Annotated in this window: 25 protein-coding genes; 1 reads left to right on the forward strand and 24 read right to left on the reverse strand. The window is 48.8% G+C overall.

Features of this window, described 5'->3' with window-relative positions:
* Positions 1–51 precede the first annotated feature (51 nt).
* From hisS to ACZND6_RS00335, 16 genes are all read right to left on the reverse strand, one after another.
* Complete coding sequence (gene hisS, locus ACZND6_RS00260) at positions 52–1,329, reverse strand: histidine--tRNA ligase (RefSeq protein WP_293737155.1); 1,278 nt, start codon at positions 1,327–1,329, stop codon at positions 52–54.
* Positions 1,329–2,561 carry a flavodoxin-dependent (E)-4-hydroxy-3-methylbut-2-enyl-diphosphate synthase gene (ispG, locus tag ACZND6_RS00265; protein WP_293737154.1) on the reverse strand — a complete coding sequence of 411 codons (1,233 nt, stop codon included), beginning with the start codon at positions 2,559–2,561 and terminating at the stop codon, positions 1,329–1,331. Before ispG ends, hisS begins: the two co-directional genes overlap by 1 nt.
* Positions 2,562–2,564: 3 nt before the next feature.
* Complete coding sequence (locus ACZND6_RS00270; protein WP_293737153.1) at positions 2,565–3,647, reverse strand: RodZ domain-containing protein; 1,083 nt, start codon at positions 3,645–3,647, stop codon at positions 2,565–2,567.
* The gene (rlmN, locus tag ACZND6_RS00275; protein ID WP_300874384.1) at positions 3,640–4,797 is read right to left on the reverse strand and encodes a dual-specificity RNA methyltransferase RlmN; all 1,158 of its coding nucleotides are present in this window, start codon (positions 4,795–4,797) and stop codon (positions 3,640–3,642) included. The genes ACZND6_RS00270 and rlmN overlap by 8 nt, the downstream gene beginning before the upstream one ends.
* 84 nt (positions 4,798–4,881) lie before the next feature.
* Positions 4,882–5,310 (reverse strand): nucleoside-diphosphate kinase, encoded by a 429-nt coding sequence (gene ndk, locus ACZND6_RS00280; RefSeq protein ID WP_008811549.1) that lies wholly within the window; start codon positions 5,308–5,310, stop codon positions 4,882–4,884.
* A gap of 177 nt (positions 5,311–5,487) precedes the next feature.
* Entirely contained in the window at positions 5,488–6,012 is a 525-nt protein-coding gene (locus ACZND6_RS00285) for a hypothetical protein (RefSeq protein ID WP_293737152.1), read from the reverse strand.
* Between the two features lie 3 nt (positions 6,013–6,015).
* Complete coding sequence (locus ACZND6_RS00290; RefSeq protein ID WP_293737151.1) at positions 6,016–6,642, reverse strand: hypothetical protein; 627 nt, start codon at positions 6,640–6,642, stop codon at positions 6,016–6,018.
* A gap of 23 nt (positions 6,643–6,665) precedes the next feature.
* Entirely contained in the window at positions 6,666–7,205 is a 540-nt protein-coding gene (locus ACZND6_RS00295) for a hypothetical protein (protein ID WP_489524238.1), read from the reverse strand.
* Positions 7,206–7,210: 5 nt separating this feature from the next.
* On the reverse strand, positions 7,211–8,662 hold the full coding sequence (gene rlmD / locus ACZND6_RS00300) for a 23S rRNA (uracil(1939)-C(5))-methyltransferase RlmD (RefSeq protein ID WP_300874339.1): 1,452 nt from the start codon (positions 8,660–8,662) through the stop codon (positions 7,211–7,213).
* Positions 8,663–8,682: 20 nt separating this feature from the next.
* The gene (locus ACZND6_RS00305; protein ID WP_300874336.1) at positions 8,683–9,447 is read right to left on the reverse strand and encodes a M23 family metallopeptidase; all 765 of its coding nucleotides are present in this window, start codon (positions 9,445–9,447) and stop codon (positions 8,683–8,685) included.
* A gap of 85 nt (positions 9,448–9,532) precedes the next feature.
* Positions 9,533–10,285, reverse strand: a complete 753-nt coding sequence (gene surE / locus ACZND6_RS00310) for a 5'/3'-nucleotidase SurE (protein ID WP_293737147.1) — start codon at positions 10,283–10,285, stop codon at positions 9,533–9,535.
* 214 nt (positions 10,286–10,499) lie between these two features.
* On the reverse strand, positions 10,500–10,634 hold the full coding sequence (locus tag ACZND6_RS00315; RefSeq protein WP_489524239.1) for a hypothetical protein: 135 nt from the start codon (positions 10,632–10,634) through the stop codon (positions 10,500–10,502).
* Between the two features lie 111 nt (positions 10,635–10,745).
* Positions 10,746–11,522 carry a radical SAM protein gene (locus ACZND6_RS00320; RefSeq protein WP_293737146.1) on the reverse strand — a complete coding sequence of 259 codons (777 nt, stop codon included), beginning with the start codon at positions 11,520–11,522 and terminating at the stop codon, positions 10,746–10,748.
* A 581-nt stretch (positions 11,523–12,103) separates the two neighbouring features.
* Entirely contained in the window at positions 12,104–12,577 is a 474-nt protein-coding gene (locus tag ACZND6_RS00325; protein ID WP_455932353.1) for a hypothetical protein, read from the reverse strand.
* 215 nt (positions 12,578–12,792) lie between these two features.
* Positions 12,793–12,981 carry a hypothetical protein gene (locus ACZND6_RS00330; protein ID WP_489524240.1) on the reverse strand — a complete coding sequence of 63 codons (189 nt, stop codon included), beginning with the start codon at positions 12,979–12,981 and terminating at the stop codon, positions 12,793–12,795.
* Positions 12,982–13,155: 174 nt separating this feature from the next.
* Entirely contained in the window at positions 13,156–13,617 is a 462-nt protein-coding gene (locus ACZND6_RS00335; RefSeq protein ID WP_489524241.1) for a lysozyme, read from the reverse strand.
* A 61-nt stretch (positions 13,618–13,678) separates the two neighbouring features.
* Here ACZND6_RS00335 and ACZND6_RS00340 point away from each other — a divergent pair, with 61 nt between their 5' ends.
* Positions 13,679–13,825 (forward strand): hypothetical protein, encoded by a 147-nt coding sequence (locus tag ACZND6_RS00340; RefSeq protein WP_176602578.1) that lies wholly within the window; start codon positions 13,679–13,681, stop codon positions 13,823–13,825.
* A gap of 219 nt (positions 13,826–14,044) precedes the next feature.
* Here the strand turns inward: ACZND6_RS00340 and ACZND6_RS00345 are convergent, their stop codons facing one another.
* The 8 genes from ACZND6_RS00345 to ACZND6_RS00380 all read right to left on the reverse strand — a co-directional run bounded on the left by ACZND6_RS00345 (position 14,045) and on the right by ACZND6_RS00380 (position 18,618).
* A complete protein-coding gene (locus ACZND6_RS00345; protein ID WP_489524242.1) occupies positions 14,045–14,353 on the reverse strand; it encodes a hypothetical protein in 309 nt (102 codons plus the stop codon).
* A complete protein-coding gene (locus tag ACZND6_RS00350) occupies positions 14,343–14,684 on the reverse strand; it encodes a phage holin family protein (protein WP_337630875.1) in 342 nt (113 codons plus the stop codon). The genes ACZND6_RS00345 and ACZND6_RS00350 overlap by 11 nt, the downstream gene beginning before the upstream one ends.
* A gap of 87 nt (positions 14,685–14,771) precedes the next feature.
* Entirely contained in the window at positions 14,772–15,146 is a 375-nt protein-coding gene (locus tag ACZND6_RS00355; protein ID WP_489524243.1) for a hypothetical protein, read from the reverse strand.
* A 361-nt stretch (positions 15,147–15,507) separates the two neighbouring features.
* Positions 15,508–15,933 carry a hypothetical protein gene (locus ACZND6_RS00360; protein WP_489524244.1) on the reverse strand — a complete coding sequence of 142 codons (426 nt, stop codon included), beginning with the start codon at positions 15,931–15,933 and terminating at the stop codon, positions 15,508–15,510.
* Between the two features lie 21 nt (positions 15,934–15,954).
* Positions 15,955–16,302: a hypothetical protein gene (locus ACZND6_RS00365; RefSeq protein WP_487712854.1), complete on the reverse strand. Its 348-nt coding sequence runs from the start codon at positions 16,300–16,302 to the stop codon at positions 15,955–15,957.
* Positions 16,295–16,720 (reverse strand): hypothetical protein, encoded by a 426-nt coding sequence (locus ACZND6_RS00370; protein ID WP_489524245.1) that lies wholly within the window; start codon positions 16,718–16,720, stop codon positions 16,295–16,297. The genes ACZND6_RS00365 and ACZND6_RS00370 overlap by 8 nt, the downstream gene beginning before the upstream one ends.
* Positions 16,721–17,473 (reverse strand): phage tail assembly chaperone, encoded by a 753-nt coding sequence (locus tag ACZND6_RS00375; protein WP_489524246.1) that lies wholly within the window; start codon positions 17,471–17,473, stop codon positions 16,721–16,723. It lies immediately after the preceding gene.
* An 8-nt stretch (positions 17,474–17,481) separates the two neighbouring features.
* Positions 17,482–18,618 carry a hypothetical protein gene (locus ACZND6_RS00380; protein ID WP_489524247.1) on the reverse strand — a complete coding sequence of 379 codons (1,137 nt, stop codon included), beginning with the start codon at positions 18,616–18,618 and terminating at the stop codon, positions 17,482–17,484.
* Positions 18,619–18,635 lie beyond the last annotated feature (17 nt).

An 18,635-nucleotide genomic window follows, 5' to 3' on the forward strand; every position in this document is an offset into this window, starting at 1 on the left:
AATTCTTGAAAAAGAAGTAAAACGGAAGGGGACGCCGGTCCCCTCTTCTTCTTAAACGTGATGTCCGAGGAACGAGATCGCTTCATCGATAGTCAGCGTCTTCTGTTCACCGTAACCCTCGAGGTTTTCACGAAGTGCCTTGAGACCGACCTTGCCGGCGGCGGCTTCATCAGCTCCGATCACCAGTGCATAAAGAGCCCCGGAAGCATCAGCACGCTTCATCTGGTTGCCGAACTTCATGCTGCCGCTGTGGATGATCGCGGCAATATCGGCATCTCTGAGTCTTTCTGCGGCGGAAAGTGCGTTGAGGTACAGCGCCTTATCCCAAACGACATAAACATCGCATTCTCTGGATTCGGGTTTAACACCGCATTCTTTCATCAACTCGAGCACGCGTTCAATGCCCATCGCAAAACCGCAGGCAGGAGCGTCTCGGCCTCCGAGCATTCCGATGAGCGGGTCATAACGGCCGCCTCCGCAGATCGTGCCCTGAGCGCCAAGCTTATCGGTGACCCATTCGAAAACTGTGAGGTTGTAGTAGTCAAGACCGCGAACCAATCTCGGGTTCACAACATAATCGATGCCTTCGGCTTTCAGAATCGCTTCTAAATCCGCAAGGAATTGTTTGGACTCTTCGCTCAAGGAGTCATAGAGCTTCGGTGCATTATTGACCAAGTCCTGCATGTCGGGATTCTTGGTGTCGAGAATGCGAAGCGGGTTGGAATAAAGACGACGTGTCGCATCTTCATCCAGGACATCTTTGTGCGCTTCGAAGTATTTGATCAACACTTCTCTGTAGGCTTTACGGTCTTCGAGCTGGCCTAAGCAGTTGAGTTCAAGACGAACGGGAGCGATTCCGAGGCGCTTCCAGAGGCGGTTCAGCATTAAAAGCTGTTCGGCATCCGTATCCGGTCCCTTGAAGCCCATTGCTTCCATACCGAACTGATGGAACTGGCGATAACGGCCTCTCTGCGGACGTTCGTGACGGAACATCGGTCCCATGTACCACAGACGCTTCGGTCCTTCATAAAGGAGGTTGTGTTCAATACAGGCGCGAACGACAGAAGCCGTGTTTTCCGGACGCAGAGACAATTCGTCGCCGTTTAAGGAATCCACGAAGGAATACATTTCTTTTTCAACGATATCAGTCACTTCACCGATTCCGCGTTTGAACAGACGAGTCTGTTCGACGATCGGAGTACGAATGTGCTGATAACCGTAGAGTTTTGCCAGAGAGGAAGCTTCTTTTTCAAAGAAGTGCCAAAGAGGGGCATCTTCCGGCAGCATGTCACTCATGCCGCGAATTGCCTGAATCTTTTCAATCGCCATTATTGTTCCTTCGCATTTTGGTAATTTTTCTGGACGTATTCTTCGATAAGCGAATGAAACTCTTCGCTCATCTTCGGCCCTTTCAGAGAACCCCATTTCTTGCCGTCGATAAAGACGGGAGAAACCGGGGCCTCGCCTGAGCCGGGCAGAGAAATACCGATGTTTGCATGACGGCTTTCTCCCGGACCGTTCACTACACAGCCCATCACCGCCACATTCATATTTTCCACACCGGGATTGTGCTTGCGCCAATCCGGCATTCTTAACTTAATAAAATCCTGCGTTTCTTTCGCCAGCTCCTGGAAGAGGCAGCTGGTCGTGCGTCCGCACCCGGGACAGGAAACGACCTGCGGCGTAAAGTTCCGCAGTCCTAAAGCCTGCAGGATTTCACAGGCAAGTTCCACTTCGGCCGTGCGGGACTGACCGGGCTCCGGAGTCAGGGAAACGCGGATCGTATCCCCGATATTTTCCAATAGGAGAACCGATAAGGCTGCCGTCGTGGATACTGTTCCCTTAAGCCCCATCCCAGCCTCGGTTAAACCGAGGTGCAAAGGATAAGCACAGCGTGCTTTAAGCTCACGATAAACAGCAATCAGATCTTTGACGCCGCTTACTTTCGCGGAAATAGCCACCTGAGAAGGCTTCATACCGAGCTCAACGGCTCGGTCCGCATTCTCAACAGCGCTCCTTACCAACGCTTCGCGCAGAACCTCTTTCGCGTCGAGCGGTTTTTCAAGCTTTTGGTTTTCCGACATCATTCGGGCCAAAAGATCCTGATCCAGCGAACCCCAGTTCACACCGATTCGGACCGGCTTGTCATACTTCTTCGCAAGCTCAATCATTGTGCGGAAATTTACTTCCTGCTTATCGCCTTTTCCGACATTTCCGGGGTTGATTCGGTACTTTGAAAGTGCTTCGGCGCATTCGGAGTATTCAGTCAGAAGTTTATGGCCGTTGTAATGGAAGTCTCCGACCAAAGGCACAAAACATCCGACTTCATCGAGTCTTCGACGAATTTCAGGGATGGCTTTTGCCGCCGCGGGTGTATTAACCGTAAGACGAACAAGCTCGCTTCCTGCCTGAGCGAGCTCTAAAACTTGTTTGACCGAGGATTCGACATCAGCCGTATCCGTGTTGGTCATAGATTGAATCACCACGGGACGGCCGGCGCCGATCTCAACGATATTGTCTTTCCAGCGGACAATCATCGGTTCTTTTTGTGAAGATGACATTCGTTATTTCTGAACCAAAGTAAACACGGTGGAAGCTGCGCGATTATTGATATTCAAATCAACAGGCGCTCCGTCAACTTTCACAAATCCCTTGGCACGATTGCCGACGGAGACTTTGAAAGGATACGGAACTTCGTAGTCACGAGTTTCGCCGCTCTTTAACTGAGCATTATGAACAAGTTTCTTATCTTGATAGACGCCGAACCAGCATTCACCGCCGTCCGCACCGATCGTCACTTTGTAAGTTCCGTTCGCAGATTTCGGTACCACGAGATCCCATCGGCCTTCGGCTTCATTGTGAGTCAGTGTCAGCAGCTTTGCAGGAGCGGCAACAGAAGGTTCTGGGGCAGCGGCAGTTTTCTTAGCCTCTTCTGCTAAACGCTTTTCTTCAGCGACTTTAGCGGCTGCGGCTGCTTCTGCCTCTTTCTGAAGTTTTTCTTTCAACGCTGCATCTCGATCAGCCTGAGTCTCTTCTGCAGCCGGGACCGGAACCGCAGGCTGAGCGGCCGGCTCTACCGTTGTATTGGACACTAAAACTGGTGCGGCTTCAGGGGCCTTGGAGAGTTCGGCCGTCGGAGTCGGCGTTTCAGCCGGCTGAGAGACCTCCGCCAGAGGTTCTTCGGCAGCTTTTTCCGTTTTTTGATTCATGTAGTAGTTGTAGCCGATCCAACCCAATGCAATCACAACCGCCAAGAAAAGCAGCCCGGCAACAAATTTACCGACAAAGTTTTTCGGCTGAGCGTCATGGTAAGGCGCCAGCTCCTGAGTTGTACGGCGAATAAAGGTGCGGGGATCCTTATCGTCCGGCGCCAGCGCCGCATTAAAGAGCGAAATAATCTTCGCTTCGTCCACACCTAATAAACGAGCATAGCTGCGGAGATGGGCGCGGGCATAAACAGGCGTCGGGAAAACTTTATAGTTATCCGACTCCAAACCTTCGATCTGATCCGGTGAGATTCTCAGCTGAGAAGACACCTGATCGATACTCAATTCTTTATTTTCACGGGCAATACGCAGCAAGCCGCCGTAGGTCGTTGCTTCGAACGGCTGGTCTTTGGCTTCCAGACTGATATTGTTCTCAGACATTTTTCTCGTCTCCTGTTGCTTTCGCCGGGCTCTTTGAAATTTCTTTGATGATTATCTCGCGATTTGCTCTCTTTTCAGCGAGCTTGGTACGGTCTTTAATTTCCCCGGCCAACTGACCGCAGGCCGCATCGATATCGTCGCCGCGAACCTTTCTTACAGTCGTGACAATACCTGCACCGTTCAATCGGTCAGCAAAAGCCTTGACCGCTTCGGGCTTACTGCGTTCCAGACCGGATCCGGGGAAGGGATTAAAGGGGATCAAGTTGAACTTGCAGGGAATGTCCTGAACTAAGGTAATCAGTTCCTTAGCCTGTGCAAGTGAATCATTGACGCCGCCGATGAGAATGTATTCAAACGTGATGAAGTCTCTCGGAGCGTGTTCCAAATAACGCCTGCATGCCGCAAGCAGCTGTTCGAGCGGATGCTTGCGGTTAATCGGCATGATCTTGTCTCTCAGCTCATTGTTCGGAGCATGGAGGCTGACCGCCAATGCGACCGGGCACTGTTCGGCAAGCTTATCCATCTGCCTGACCAGGCCGGAAGTAGAGACGGTAACCCGCCGGCGTGATAAGCCGTAAGCGTTATCGTCGAGCATCAGTTTTAGGGACGGAATGACGGCATCCAAATTTTGGAGCGGTTCACCCATACCCATCATGACAACATTGGAAATTACCCTTTCGTTTTCATCGGTAATGCCGAGATCTTTTCTCAAAGTATGTTCGGCATGCCAAAGCTGGCCAATAATTTCCGATGCTTTCAAATTACGGTTAAAGCCCTGCTTACCCGTCGAACAAAACAGACAGTTCATCGCACAGCCGGCCTGAGAAGACACACAAAGTGTGCCGCGGCCGTCCTGAGGAATGTAAACCATCTCAACGGCGTTGCCGTTGCCAACATCAAGCAGCCACTTACGAGTTCCGTCGGCGGCTGTCTTATCCCGAATAATTTCGGGCCCCCGAATCTCGGCAACTTTCTCGAGTTTGGCTCGAAAAGATTTAGCAAGATCCGTCATTTCAGAAAAATCGCTGGCTCCGCGGCGGTGAATCCAACGCTCAAGCTGTTTGGCACGGAAAGGTTTCTCTCCGAGATCTTCACAAAACTTCTTCAGCCCTTCGGCATCAAATCCAAGGAGGTTCACTTTCTGAGGCAACTTTTCTTCTGTCATATTCGGGTCTTATCCCCGCTTGCGCGGGGATATTCTTTACATCGCTAACTAAACTACAAGTGCGGTCGATTAACGGCCGGCGTAGATGTCCATCTGCGGGAAAAAGAAAGCGATTTCAACAGCGGCTGTTTCGGGGCTGTCGGAGCCGTGAACAGCGTTAGCGTCGATAGACTGAGCGAAATCGGCTCTGATGGTGCCCTTGGCAGCCTTCTTCGGATCGGTTGCGCCCATGAGTTCACGATTCTTCATGATGGCATTTTCACCTTCGAGAACCTGGATCTGAACGGGACCGGAAACCATGAAGTCGACCAGATCTTTGAAGAAGGGACGTTCACGGTGAACTGCGTAGAAAGCTTCGGCTTCCTGACGGGAAAGCCACTTCATTTTGGAAGCAACGATCTTGAGGTTGTTGGATTCAAAACGGGAGTAGATCTGACCGATAACGTTTTTGGCAACTGCATCGGGTTTAATAATCGAAAGTGTGCGTTCAATAGCCATTTCAATCTCTTAAAAACGAATAAAAGTAAAAAATAGAAATGCGGAGGATTCCGCACTTCTTTTGTCTATAAGACAATCGGTTGATTTTATCATGCAGGGAGTTAGGACTAAGGTTTTACGAAAGGCTGAAACGCCTGATTACTTAGTTTTACGCCATGCACGGCTTCCGGCGGCAGGTCACTGCGCAGGTGTATTCGAGACCTTATACCGATAGGTTAATGCGAGCAGGATCAGGTTGATCACCGCCACCACGATGAACGTCTCCAAACCGGAAGAGACGAGCTCCGAGGCGCGGTCCTGCCAGATCATTTTCGGCACTTCGATAAATGCGACGGCTGTAAATGCGGCCGGAAGAATGATCGCGAAACGCAAGGCTTTGAGAGTCACGATTTTGCTTTCAACATAGAAGCTTCTGGCAAACCAGATCGACGGAAGAATGAAAAGCAAATAAATCGCGACCGCCGCCTTAACAAAGGTATAGGCATGAATCATCAGTCCCCCGTTAACGGATGCTATATCGTGCACTACCCAAACCAAGAAGGCCAGCATGCCCGGCTCAAACAGCATGATCAAAGACAAAATCAAAACGGCAGAAACGGGAAGTTTGGGACGACGGATCTTTAACTGCCGCGCCAGCCATAATGAGCAAAACAGCATCACGGTGGTTGCAATCAGTGTGCGGACAGTCATAAGAAATTCCATGCGTTAACTCCTATTTTTTTCCCGATCTTTTTTCGGCTGGTGGCTAATGGGATAATTATCCGCTACCTGAGGACTCATTCTCAGGTAAGCAGTGATCACCATGAGCACTGCGATGTAAGCACCCATCGTATATCCGGCAGGAATCGCCACCGTAAATCCGTGCGAGCCCAGAATAATGAGCGGCAGAATACCGCCTGCCAACACAATAAAGAAAGCCGAGGACCACATGATTCTCAGAGCACGAACCAGACTTTCGCGGTTGTGGCGGATATAAAGCAGCCAAGAAGCAAATACGCTTTGACCGATGGCAACCAAAATACAAATCATGGCCAGCGCTACGTAAAGCTGATCCAGCGTAGCCATCTTGTGAATGGTCCCGTAAAGCAGGGAGATGCTCGGAGACTCGTAGTTTGCACTGACAAAGCTCAGCCACAGAGAAGGGAGGACATCGCGGATCAAGCTAATCGAAAGCAGAGGCAGTCCGATAAACAGGACGACAATACAAAGCGCCAGTCCCCAAGTCGAGATGCCCTGCCCTTTGGTTTTGACAACATACGTGGGAAACCAGACACAGAAACCCAACGCAAACAAAAAAGCAAACCAGTACTCAAATACTCCGCTTTCTTCCACCCTATTCTCCTTAGTTTTAGTTATTAATTGCTGAATGTTTTCCCAACGGCCTCAGAATACCGCACATAGATACCTACGCCTAAGGCAAGTACCAGCGACAAGCATAAAAACGGAAGGTCATCTTTGGCAAGTCCTGCGCCGAAAGACCCGAACAACAAATAGGGGGCAGCCGCCTGTGACAGCAAGTTTAAAAGGTAGCCGATACCCGTGAAAAGCAGGACTAGATTTATCGTTTCGGAACTTCGGCTTTCTACAAAGAGATAAGCTGCATACAAAAAAGAGATGATGGCGCCGGTCGAAAGCCCCCAGCTTATCCACGAAAGCGTCAATACTGACTCCACACCCCACGCCGTGAGCGGCAGCATGGTGTTGTTGAGTTCAGCGTTATTTACGTATGTGAGCACCGGCAGCAAAATCATCAGGATGGAGGCGGAAAATGCCAAACCGAAGCTTAAGTCTTTCTTGAAAAATTTTAGGGCGAAGGCCGGCACCAGAATGATGAGCAGCAGCTCCGCCAAAATTTTGACAAACAGAATTACGATCTGAAAAACCAAAGGCGCCATTTCCGTTAAATCTTCGGTTCCTCGGATCGAGCTTCCTGCTCAGCCTCTTCAGTCATTCCGCTGATTTCGAGTTCATCGATTTCGTCGACCTTTTCCGGTTTGGGACCGGGTTCAAAGACGGCGATACTCTCGACGTGAGCTGTATGCGGGAACATATTCATCACACCGGCCGACAGAAGCTTCCAGCCGCCTTCTCTGACAAGCAGCGCGGCGTCGCGCGCCAGCGTTGCAGGATTACAGGAAACATAGACCAGACGTGCAGGACGTTTGTCCGTTTCGGCGAGTGAGCGGCAAAGTGCCATTGCGCCTTCGCGCGGCGGGTCGATAAGAACTCGATCTACACTGCCGAGCTTATTCCAAACGGCATCCCAATCGTCCAGGGTCCAGTCAAACAGATTACGAGCCTCAAATTCGGTCTTATCCGCGAGGTTATTGTCTTTAGCGCCCGCGCGTGCACGTTCGACCAGCTCGGAGCTGCCTTCAATACCAAGAACTTTCGCTGTTCTGGTTGCCAGCGGCAGCGTAAAGTTGCCGAGCCCGCAGAAGAAATCGATGACCTTAGACGAGGGTTCAAGATGCAGCAATCGAAGCGCTCTGGTCACCATCACTTCGTTCAAGCGATGGTTTACTTGCGTAAAGTCTGTAGGTCTAAAGACGACTTCCACACCGGTTTCCCGATGGTGCAGTTTCAGTCGATTGGCATTTTCGGGATCCATCAGATAAATGGAATCCGGGCCCTTCGGCTGGTACCAAAAGTCAACACCATAATCTTCCTGGAACTGTCTGAGTTTTGCTTCGTCCTCAGTCGTCGGCTTTTCTAAGACACGAAGGACCAAAGCCAAAGCTTCATCAGTGACAGCCAATTCAATCTGAGGAATCTTCTTACGCAGCGTTAAAGAGTTGATAAGCTCGCGCAGCGGCACGAGAAGATCGCTGACACGCTTTGGCAGGATTTCGCAGCTCTTCATGTCTGCGATAAAGCTCGAACGCTTTTCATGGAAGCCGACGAGCACAGTTCCCTTTTTGGCGACTTCGCGCACGGACAGACGAGCACGGTGACGATATCTCCATGCAGAGCCGTAGATCGGCGCCAGTACCTGCTCAGGTCGAACTCTGCCGATGTGCCACAAAGCATCCATCAGAATTTTTTGTTTCATGGCAACCTGAGCATGGGCTTCGAGGTGCTGCATGGCGCAGCCGCCGCAGCTGCCGTCCTTAACCCCGAAGTAAGGGCACTTCGGCATAACGCGAAGCGGAGACTCCTTATAAATTTCGGTGGTCAGACCTAATTCGAAGGAAGGCTTGCTTCGATAAACCTCGTACTCTACTTTTTCACCAGGGAGCGCCCCTTCGATGAATACGACCTTACCGTCACGGCGTGCGACTCCGCGGCCTTCCTGATCCAAGGACTCAATAACGGCGACATATTTTGCCCGCTCTTTTTTAGCTCGTGCCATGAATTTTCCTAACTTCTAACTTAGCGCTTTTGAAGCATTGTAAGAGGATCGATGGGTTTGCCGTTTTTGCGTATTTCAAAATGGACACGGGGAGAAACATCCGTCGTCCCCATCACGGCAATCACCTGTCCTTTACGAACCTGATCGCCCTGTTTTACCGAGATCGATTTGACTCGGCCATAGACAGAAACACAGCCGTCTTTGTCGCGAATCATCACGACTTTGCCGTAACCCTGAACCTGGCCGTCAAAAAGGACCGTTCCATTCACAGCGGCATGTACTTTCTCACCTTCAGAACCGGCGATGTCAATACCTTTATTCATACCTCCGAAATTCTGAATAATCTTTCCTGAAGCCGGCCAACCGTAGGTACCGTTTGCGCTTCCGACGGAGCTGCTTGAAGAAGCGGTCTGGGTACTACTTACGGATGCAGCAGGAGCTGTGCTTGAAGAAGTCGACGCCTTAGCAGAGCTGCTCGAACTCGTCTGTGTTTTTGTGTTGGCTTCGACTCTGCGAATATTGGCCTCCGTTGAAGATGACACGGACAAGCGGAGTTTTTGACCGACCAACAGATGAGAGGGGTTTGTCAGATGATTCTCGCGTGCAACCACGGCAGGATCGAGGCCGTAGCGGGAGGAAATCGCATACAGCGTGTCTCCAGGCTTAACGGTATAGACGGAAGCCGTCGCCGAACCGTCCGATATCGGGGCATTGCCTCCGGTAAACGAACAGCCGGCCATCACCGAAGCAAACACCATCGGCCAAAGATACTTACTGCAATTCATAACTCCTCCATGAGCCTCTTTTATTTCTTTACCGAACAGATTTTAAGTAAAAAGATACCAATCGTCAGAACCAATCGAACTATTCTCAGGACTGAAAGCTGTTGCACCAGGCACGAACCGTATCCAGCATGCCGTAATTGGTCATATCAACCTGGAGCGGCGTGACGCTGACGTAATTGTGAGATGTCGCCCAGAAATCCGTTCCTTGGGTGCTGTCGCGAGCATCACCGGCGGCGCCGAGCCAATAGATCGTCTCACCTCGCGGGTTAACCTGCTCGATCACGGATTGCGCTGCGTGACGACGGCCAAGGCGTGTCACGACTAATCCGGAGAGCTGGTCAATCGTTGTATTGGGAATATTGACATTCAGCAGGAACGGTGCGGGAAGCGGATTTTTAATAAAGTTGTCCACAATATACTCAGCGACTTCCGCGGCGGAATCCAAACAGGACCAACCCGAATGCACTTGAGAAAAAGCAAAGGATGGGCAGCCGAATAAGAAACCCTCCATGGCGGCTGCAACAGTACCGGAATAAAGCACATCGTCGCCCATATTTTGTCCGCAGTTGATGCCGCTTAAAACGATATCGGGTTTTTGTGGCAGCAAACCGGTTAAAGCGATGTGCACGCAATCGGATGGGGTACCGTTCACAAAGAAAACGTTTTCCTGGACCTGGCGTACGGAAAGAGGACGGTTAAGCGTTAAGGAGTTGCTGGCCCCGCTGTGGTTTTGTTCGGGTGCAACCACTGTGACATTGCCGAATCGGCGAATTCGACGAGCGAGTTCCTGAATACCGGGTGCTAAATAACCGTCGTCGTTTGAAATCAAAATATTCATCGCTCTCCTCAAATATAGCCGAAGTGTTTAGCCTTCAATTATCGCGATTTTCCGGCTTCTTAGCCAATGACGAGAGCGCAGACCGAGGACTGTTCGTGCAAAAGCGCATTCTAGCCGGTACAAGAAAGGCAAAAGCCGTAGGTTTTTTAAATCTCTACGGCTGCGCATCAACGTCGGCAATCGGCCGACGAAATTTTCAGTCCTGTCGAATCGATTAGGCCGTAGCCTTAGACAGGGTCATTCCTGCAGATACAGTAACGACTTTTTGCTTCTTCTCTTTTTTCTCAGACTTTTTAGCAAGGGAGATCAATTGGAGAGAAGCCCCGGCTAATAAAAGACGAGTTTTCATCGGAAGAGATTCAGGCATTTAGTCCTCAAAGGTTGTTATGAAATCATCTTCCAATTTAGTAACCTAATATGACAGCTTAATGACATATATTTCAAATTTAAGTGTTTTTACTTAAACACTTACCATAACGCTGAAACCTCTATTTTCAAGTTTGTCGCGAATTTTACAAAGAGCCTCCTTCTCCGCCTTTTTTAACCCTGCAGCCGGAGTGTCGCGGTCAAGGGTATAAATCATCACTTCCCGAGGCTTGATTTCTTCGAGTGCGTCAATCCAGGGATCTACATACTCGTCTGTCGTGTTATCCACGGACAGCCCTTCAAACTCACCTTTCATGAACATCGTCTGGATAATCGGACGAACCGGCATGTTTTTGAGTTTTTCGATCACATCCTTCACATCGTACCTGGCGTTCGGACGATCAATGCGCCGGATGTACCCGGCGTTGACGGTATCGAGCTTCATAATCGGGTTGTCCACTTTTGCCAATGCTCTGACAACCTTGTCACGCGCTAGAAAAGTAGAGTTGCTTAAGACACTGATTTTTGCGTTAGGAAAATAGCGGTCTCTGAGCTCGATTGTGTCGTCGATAATGAGGTCAAAATCGGGATGAGAAGTCGGCTCTCCGTTTCCGGCGAACGTAAAGACATCCGGCACCACACCTGTCTGCTGCAGATAAATGAGTTTCTTTTCCAGTGCGGTTCGAACCTCTTCCCGCGTAGGAAGTTTGCGCTTGGCGTCGTGGTCTTTGTTAAAGCCGCATTCGCAGTACACGCAGTCAAAAGAACAGACTTTAGCTTCAGCGGGCAAAAGATTGATGCCTAAAGAGGTGCCTAAGCGTCTGGAATGAACCGGTCCGAAAATTGGTGAAGGAAAAAGAATACAAGCCATGCTGACTTCCTCCGTAACGGCCGCAGAAAACAAAAAAGGCTGTCACTTGGACAACCTTTCGAGAATTTCTGGTCGGCGGCGGGATTCGAACGACCCAAATAAATCAAAAGGTTATATCCTACTCAGATCAAATTGATACATTTGTTGGTACATTTTACGTTTTCGATCTGGAAGACAGCCCACTAATTAATATATTAGCGCAAGATCTTGAGTCGTCTTTCTATCAAGGAGAAGCCCCGGGCTTTTGGCTCGGGGCTCTTTCTAATTAAAACGGCCAGGCTTTGTAACCATAATCACTAGCGTACATAATTTTGCCAGTTCTATAGTGACGATACCAGGTGTGGAAGCCACGTCCAGCGCGACCGTTATTATTTGAAGCTTGGCTCATTGCAAGTCTCCTGCCGGAGGCTTTTGGACGCAACGACCCGTACAGTCTCAACATTCGGGAATGTCGCTTTTTGGTTGACTCTCCCTTATAATGAGATCAGTTTTCTAAAAACGGGGTGCGGGAAATTCCTTCCGGCGCCTTCCTCGGGCTTAGAAAGTTGCCGCTTTCTAAGCCCTATCCATATTCAAGTAATTCATTTCATTTCTTCACTCCCAGTTACCTTAGTTTCTGGTTCTTGTTTATAAATCGGCTCAAAAACTTTGGGATAACGTTGTTGTAAAAATTCTCGCCCCTTCTCTGTTACCTCATACATTCCTGGAGCAGGCATTCTGACAAAACCAAAGTCCCTCTTATAGTATGACAACCTCGTCACCAACGTCTTCCTTGCGACGTCGTTGTACCCAAACTTTCGATATCCATCCAGTATGGCATCAATACTCTTCGGTCCGGAGAGCATTATTCTGAACATATCCAAGGAGTCATCTTTAATAAAACCAGGAGCTTCTTTGGTTTTTCTCTGCCCAGTAGTTACAGGCTTGCTTGAATCAAAATCTTCAGTGTCAGCGAGGGATTCCAGAGAAAGAATGAATCTCTTAAGCTTCTCAACTTTTGATTCGAGAGAGGAGAGTTCGCTCCTCGCTTCTGTCAATATTGCTGAATAATTCATCGTTCAACACTCGCTCACGTTTCATTAGACAGCAGTCTAACATTAATCCCGCACGCGAGCGTGTAATAAAAACTCTTGTATGTCGGATTGACATACTTGAACGCCACATCTTGCGGTTTTTCCCCGATTTTTATATGGTGAACCTGAAGAGTCAATTTTCCATCAGACTTAACAACTGTTTAGGTTTTATTAAATTTCTAAACCGTTAATTCATTTCAATTGGATGGCACACCGTTCAATGATTCTTCGATCAGAGACTGCGTGCTCTGCACATTGGCTAAGAGTTGCTGAACACGCCTCAAGTGCTGGTCTAAATCGACCACACTCTCCAAGCTCGCGTTGTAACTTTCGCTGTATCGCGGCGTCTCGCTCGCGCACCCGGAGAGCAGAATCGTTAAGGACACCAATAGACTTTTCCAACTGTGCAATTTCTTTATCCTTTCTATGTAACGTTTCAATCTGGTGAGCAAGTATTCGCTCCCGCTCCTGTGTCCACCTCAGCTCAGTTTCCTGCTGGCCGAAGTGATAGCCAAGCACTGAGGAGAACATGACGGCGGCAATAATCAGGATTACTCGGATCATTTTCTGAAAAATAGTTCTAGTTCTGCGTTTCGGCGCCTTCTCAACCCGTCTTCAAATTTCGAGCCAGGGTTGACATACTTAGGCCACCATTCCCTAATCCCGTCCTCGTTCTCGGCGTTAATCATTTTGAATAATGTGTATCGTCTGCACTTCGTAATGCCGAAGTTGAAAACGAAACTCATGAGGGCAATAAACTGATTCTCAGTCACTGGCACATGGACGAGCGCTGCCAGCTCTTCCTGTTTCTGAATCAAGTCTTTATCCAAGAGGTCGTATGCCTCAGCTCGCGTAATGTGTTCGCCTGCGTGCACGTCTTTCGTGTGGCCAAAACCAATGGTCCACACCCCAGCAGGACAGCGATAAGATTCAAGGGCCGGACCACCTTTAGGGCCCTGTTCAAACTCAGATATGAACTGAGTTGCTAGTTCAGGTGGGTAAAGCAGGATATCTTGTGTCATTGAATTGCACCAAAATTTGAGTTACTCTGAATGGGTTACTTTTATTGTTAAAGGAACGACTATGGCAAAAAACGAAAAATCCTCTAAGGAACTTGCGTCTCTCGCTGGCAAAGTGCTCCAGCAGAAGACCTCTACTAAAACTGCTAAGAGCTTGGCGGGTTCTGTTTTAACGCAAGCTCCGGATCGCAAGTCTCAGAAGAAAAAATAGTTTGTCTACTTAGTATCTGTTTGCGGGGTATACATATGTGCCCCGCAACTTGTTTACGATCCGCACCGCTTATGTGAGGAACAAGGACTACAACAGTATCTGTTTCTTTTCTAATAAAGCCCACAGAGGTAACCTCGGTAACTTTATATTCAAGTTCGTCCTCAAATTCCCATCCTGGAGGACATCCAAAGGTATCAACCCACTTAATTATCTCGATTCTCATTTAGGCTCCTTCGTATTGTGTAAGCCATGCAGTTGCTGAACTTCTTTTTTGATAGATTCAATATCTGAACTGATACGTTCAAGCTGCTTCAGATTCTCAGTGTTTGAAGTTGATCGTCTGTTTAGCTCGTTAATCTGGAGGCGCTGGAGGGCCGTTTCGTTCTCCAGCATGTTGATCCGATCTTGCTGTGACACGATCGTGTACTGATTCAACTGAGAGTTTGTGAAAAACCCAGCCATATAGAAAGCAAAGAACAGAACCAACTTTATAAGGCCGGCTATGAATGAGCGCATACTAATTGCCATGATTCGCTCCATTGTTGTGAACAGTGAGTTTTAATTTGCCTGTGACGATCCCGTACAGCGTATTCATGATCTTCAGGCCAAAATATGAAGAAACTCCTGAGCACGCTCCTATCCATTCCCAGGAGAGCTTGGAGGTACGCAGAATTAAATAGACAATGAATCCGGCCGCGCATGACGTAACAAACTCAATGAACCAGCGCGGAAAATTCCAGCCCCGTTCCGCTCGCACGTACGGCATAGCAGAACCCGATGCCGCACATATAAGAATGAGCGTGAACACTATTAGGTTTACCGTGCTGGCAAACTCGCTGAGGCTGAAATCTGTTTCCATGTCTATTCCTTTTTGGACATGTTATGAGCGCTTTTTTTTTCAATGCGCACACCTAACGAAAAGCCCCTCGAATGAGGGGCGGAGTGGTTAAGTGTTTTTGTAGGGAATAAATTTAATGCTGACTGTTCCGGCTACTTTGACAAATCCTTCAAATAAGAGAGTCTCTCCTTTTTCAACCTGCGCATTCAAAGTTTGCCATCGACCCGTATCCCCACTGATCCCAGTTCTCGCATAATCTCCCCACTCAAGTTTGCGGATCGCACAATCACTAACATCTAAAGGCATCGAGAAAATCACAAACCCTGAGAAGGGAGCTGTTAAGGATATGCTGTTGTAGTACCCAACATTACCGAAGTTGCAGGTTTGAATTGTCATTCGAGATAGATCTAACGTCCCGATTCTCGGCTTCTCGCTAACATTGATAAATTTGCTCAACAAAAGCTGGAGGAGCGACTTCAGCATGACGCACCTCCGACAGCAGAGTTAGTCTTCAGTCCGCATTGGGATAAGCTGAAGCGTGTCAACAGTTGAATCAGGTGACACCAAGTATGAGAATGGCTGACCTTTTGAGACAGGAATGATGTGTCTCCTCGAAAGTACTTGGCTATCAATAAACCCTGAGCCGCCTGAGGAAACTTCCAAAATGACACCCGAGGCGTTTCCTGAGAACGTAACGTAACCGTCCGCACTGGACGTAAGAGTGTGCCACACATTGTCTTTAGTGATAGAGAAGTGGATCGCCTCGACTGATGGACTGACTGCGTGTTGAATCCACGCTCTCTTACTCTGCAAGAATTTCTCCGCAAAGAGCTGTACAAGTGCTTTAAGCAACATAAGCCACCTCCTTGCAGAAGATCGTTCTTAAGAGATTGTACCCCCCCCCGATGGTTTTTGTAAACCAGCATTCGATGTTTTTAGCCTGTCTAGCACATAACGTAAAGACTTGCCCTTTTGCTATCGGACAAGCACACAAAAGAATGTCACCCACGGCTTGTGGAGTAGTAAAGACGTTTACGTTCTGTGTTTGAGCCGAGGCAATACAAGTGGCTGTATCCGCAGTAAATCTTATACAAGCAAAGCCATCAGTTGGAGCAACTCCGTTGTAAACGGCACCCCAGTCGTCGATAGAAGTAGTTGTCGGGGTTAGTGCCACATTTTGGGTTGACGGCATAGCCTGATGTCCTACAAGCTCGGATTCTTCCTTGCTGTAGAACTTCGACAGCAGGAGGCTCAGAATGTTTTTCAGCATAAGGCGCCTCCTGTTTGAAAACTATTTATTGCCGATACTCGGAACAAAGAAGACATATGCGCTCGTGGCGTTTGTCGATAGTATGTAGGCCACAGACCAGCCTTTTGAGACAGGAAGACAAAAGCCTTTATAAGATGCCTCTGTTGTATGGCACCCCTGCCAAACCTCCCCGTTGCTAAGCAGAACTTGCGAGGCAACCCCTTTGACGCAGAACCACCCGTTGCAAGGAGAGACGATAGAAACCCACTCTCCTGTCGCTGAAGGTGTGATATGCGTCGCTTGAACAGTTGGATTGGATTGGTAGGAAATCCAGTCGCTTCGGCTAACAAGGAGTTTTTCAGCGAAAAGTTGAATGAGGGCCTTAAGCATGACAGAGCCCTCCGAACAAGGTGATTATACCCCCCCCCACGATTGACCTTATCAGGCCAACAGTTATTTCAGTTGTATTTTCAGCAAACACTTTAAATGTTTTTCCTTTTGCGATTGGCAGATTGAGAATCGGGTATTGATTCAAAGTTGCTTTAGCAAAAGTGCTTCTCTCCATATGTGGAGGATTATCCCCAGCGGTTATTTGTACGAAGGATTCTCCTGTCGCCTTTCCCCGAACAATCACATAGCCATCGCTTGGGGCAATGGTGGAGTCAACCACCTTCGTCCAGCTTGACACTGAAGTTGCCGAGGGAGAAAACTGAGTGACGGTTCCGTCATCAGGGTAGCTTGAGTGACTGGCCTCACTCGGTGTCGTTCGGCTATCGAGTAGCCACTGAATTAAAGATTTCAAGGTCATTTATAAACCTCCTTGTCTCATGTTTTGTCTTGCGTCAACTTTCTGCTGTAGCTCGTAAGCTAATGCCGCTGGAAACTCAGGCCACGATACAAACGGGAAACCCTCCGCTTCAGGCAGGTTTCTGAGCGCCTGTCTGTAGGTCTCAAGCTCGGTGCGGTCTGCGTCGTCCAGTGCCGATCTCTTTGCTCCTGCGCTCCGAGCAACCGTAATATCAGGCAGTTTCACGTAATCGTCTGTGTCCGAGATTCTTGCGTTACGCTCCGATTTGATCTCGTTGCTGTAGCGCTCCTTACAAAAGTCACCTGAGTTTTCCGGAAGGTCTGCCTCTGTGTAGTATTTGCCGTCAGCGCTCTGGTAAAGCTCGTCAGTAATCAACTGAGATTTGACCGCAAACTGCTGACCCGCCTTGAACTTGACTTTAGCTTTACCGATCAACGGTTTTTCCAACACTTCTACCTTCAGGTTGTCAGCTTTCAGGCCAGGCGTTGTGAAGGTGTAGAGGTCATATCCATATTGGAAACCTTCGGGTCTGTTTAACGGCTCAATCGGGACTTCCTCTTGAACCTTGTCGCCTTTCAGGTACTTCTTATCAACCAGTGCGATAAGCTCGATTGAGCAAGGCTCGACCCAAAAGCCTTGGGCATCCGATAGGCTCGTGATCCTACCGTTGCCCATCTTCACGCCGTACTTCGCCACTGGCTTAGATAGCGCCTTGGATAGGTAATCGGCCTTGATTTCAGATAATGTAGTCATACTGCTCCTTATGAATCAGATTCGTTTTCGAGGGCGTCGATTTCGGCTTGAGTGGCGCCGTTTTCCAAACACAACTCTTTGAGGATTCCAGATAGATACGCGTCTACTATTTCAATAATCTTGGCTTTGAATAAATCGTACGTGGCAAAAACAGTAGAAATAGCCGTTGCCCAAAATCCCATGTTCGTTGCAGCGGTCTCTTTTTCAGTAGGCTCAAGGGCCTGCGCAGACTTAAAATCTAGTTTGCCTGCAAGTTTTTCTCCCGTGGTTTTTGCGTCTGCATAACCGCCTTCGGTCGTCAAGGTAGTATCAGACTGTGGGAGATTTGTTAAGTCGCCTGCGGCTCCTTTCAGTGACGTCAGTTTTTCTGATAGTGTGCACGTCCCGTCTGTAGCTATGCTGTTAATTCGGAATACATCACCAGATTTGTTCATTATCAAGTCACCAGCCTTTACGTTTGTGCTTGGCGTGATGCTCGTGCTTGCTAGAGTACTTGATGCTGTGGCATTTTCAGAGTATCTAAAGGAAAATGCGGCCTCGGAAACAAATTCTTGGATGTCCGTGATGGTTTCTTGTTTTACGCCTTTGACCGCTTCAAATACAGCACTTACTTCATCGGCTGTTTCGTTAACGTCTGCAACCTGCTGCTTTGCTTCTTCTAAAGCGGCCTTTGCTTCATTGGCGTACTCTCCAGACTTGGTAGAGTTCTTTAAGAGGATTTCACCGTACTCTTCACCTTCCATGCCTGAGGATGCCGGAGCAACTGCGGCGCGGGAGAGCTTCTCTTTTAACTGCTGAATCTGCGCTTCGGTGCGGTCAAAGTTGACATTGATGTCATTCGGGTTGAAATCGCCTTCCGCGTGTAAATCAAGCTCCTGGGTGTATGCGACATTAGAGAGAATCGTGACCGATTCCCCGTCAGTGAGGAACTCGTCAAGAGTGATGTAGCCGCCGATATTGGCGGTTTGGTCTTCGTCCCAAGTGACGGTGTAATCCTCACCTTCCTTGAGTGTAGCGTCCACGCCAGCTTTGCTCGTTCTAATAACGAGCACATTGGAGGACGCAAATATCCTGAAGTCAAAATCTACTCGGGAGATACCCAAGCCTGTTACAGGGCCCACCCGTCGCGGTACATCTGGCAGCATGAAAACACCTCATTGTT

This window comes from Parasutterella sp. (genome assembly GCF_057870745.1).

What these genes read in the sequence shown, in the direction of transcription:
- ACZND6_RS00325 (WP_455932353.1), bottom strand. Translation starts at nt 12,577, where the DNA reads ATGAATTATTCAGCAATATTGACAGAAGCGAGGAGCGAACTCTCCTCT.
- hisS (WP_293737155.1), bottom strand. Translation starts at nt 1,329, where the DNA reads ATGGCGATTGAAAAGATTCAGGCAATTCGCGGCATGAGTGACATGCTG.
- ACZND6_RS00370 (WP_489524245.1), bottom strand. Translation starts at nt 16,720, where the DNA reads ATGACCTTGAAATCTTTAATTCAGTGGCTACTCGATAGCCGAACGACA.
- ispG (WP_293737154.1), bottom strand. Translation starts at nt 2,561, where the DNA reads ATGTCATCTTCACAAAAAGAACCGATGATTGTCCGCTGGAAAGACAAT.
- ACZND6_RS00355 (WP_489524243.1), bottom strand. Translation starts at nt 15,146, where the DNA reads ATGCTGAAGTCGCTCCTCCAGCTTTTGTTGAGCAAATTTATCAATGTT.
- ACZND6_RS00285 (WP_293737152.1), bottom strand. Translation starts at nt 6,012, where the DNA reads ATGGAATTTCTTATGACTGTCCGCACACTGATTGCAACCACCGTGATG.
- ACZND6_RS00345 (WP_489524242.1), bottom strand. Translation starts at nt 14,353, where the DNA reads ATGGCAATTAGTATGCGCTCATTCATAGCCGGCCTTATAAAGTTGGTT.
- ACZND6_RS00315 (WP_489524239.1), bottom strand. Translation starts at nt 10,634, where the DNA reads ATGAAAACTCGTCTTTTATTAGCCGGGGCTTCTCTCCAATTGATCTCC.
- ACZND6_RS00350 (WP_337630875.1), bottom strand. Translation starts at nt 14,684, where the DNA reads ATGGAAACAGATTTCAGCCTCAGCGAGTTTGCCAGCACGGTAAACCTA.
- ACZND6_RS00320 (WP_293737146.1), bottom strand. Translation starts at nt 11,522, where the DNA reads ATGGCTTGTATTCTTTTTCCTTCACCAATTTTCGGACCGGTTCATTCC.
- ACZND6_RS00340 (WP_176602578.1), top strand. Translation starts at nt 13,679, where the DNA reads ATGGCAAAAAACGAAAAATCCTCTAAGGAACTTGCGTCTCTCGCTGGC.
- ACZND6_RS00270 (WP_293737153.1), bottom strand. Translation starts at nt 3,647, where the DNA reads ATGTCTGAGAACAATATCAGTCTGGAAGCCAAAGACCAGCCGTTCGAA.
- ndk (WP_008811549.1), bottom strand. Translation starts at nt 5,310, where the DNA reads ATGGCTATTGAACGCACACTTTCGATTATTAAACCCGATGCAGTTGCC.
- rlmD (WP_300874339.1), bottom strand. Translation starts at nt 8,662, where the DNA reads ATGGCACGAGCTAAAAAAGAGCGGGCAAAATATGTCGCCGTTATTGAG.
- ACZND6_RS00365 (WP_487712854.1), bottom strand. Translation starts at nt 16,302, where the DNA reads ATGCTTAAGGCCCTCATTCAACTTTTCGCTGAAAAACTCCTTGTTAGC.
- ACZND6_RS00375 (WP_489524246.1), bottom strand. Translation starts at nt 17,473, where the DNA reads ATGACTACATTATCTGAAATCAAGGCCGATTACCTATCCAAGGCGCTA.
- ACZND6_RS00380 (WP_489524247.1), bottom strand. Translation starts at nt 18,618, where the DNA reads ATGCTGCCAGATGTACCGCGACGGGTGGGCCCTGTAACAGGCTTGGGT.
- ACZND6_RS00295 (WP_489524238.1), bottom strand. Translation starts at nt 7,205, where the DNA reads ATGGCGCCTTTGGTTTTTCAGATCGTAATTCTGTTTGTCAAAATTTTG.
- surE (WP_293737147.1), bottom strand. Translation starts at nt 10,285, where the DNA reads ATGAATATTTTGATTTCAAACGACGACGGTTATTTAGCACCCGGTATT.
- ACZND6_RS00305 (WP_300874336.1), bottom strand. Translation starts at nt 9,447, where the DNA reads ATGAATTGCAGTAAGTATCTTTGGCCGATGGTGTTTGCTTCGGTGATG.
- ACZND6_RS00335 (WP_489524241.1), bottom strand. Translation starts at nt 13,617, where the DNA reads ATGACACAAGATATCCTGCTTTACCCACCTGAACTAGCAACTCAGTTC.
- ACZND6_RS00360 (WP_489524244.1), bottom strand. Translation starts at nt 15,933, where the DNA reads ATGCTGAAAAACATTCTGAGCCTCCTGCTGTCGAAGTTCTACAGCAAG.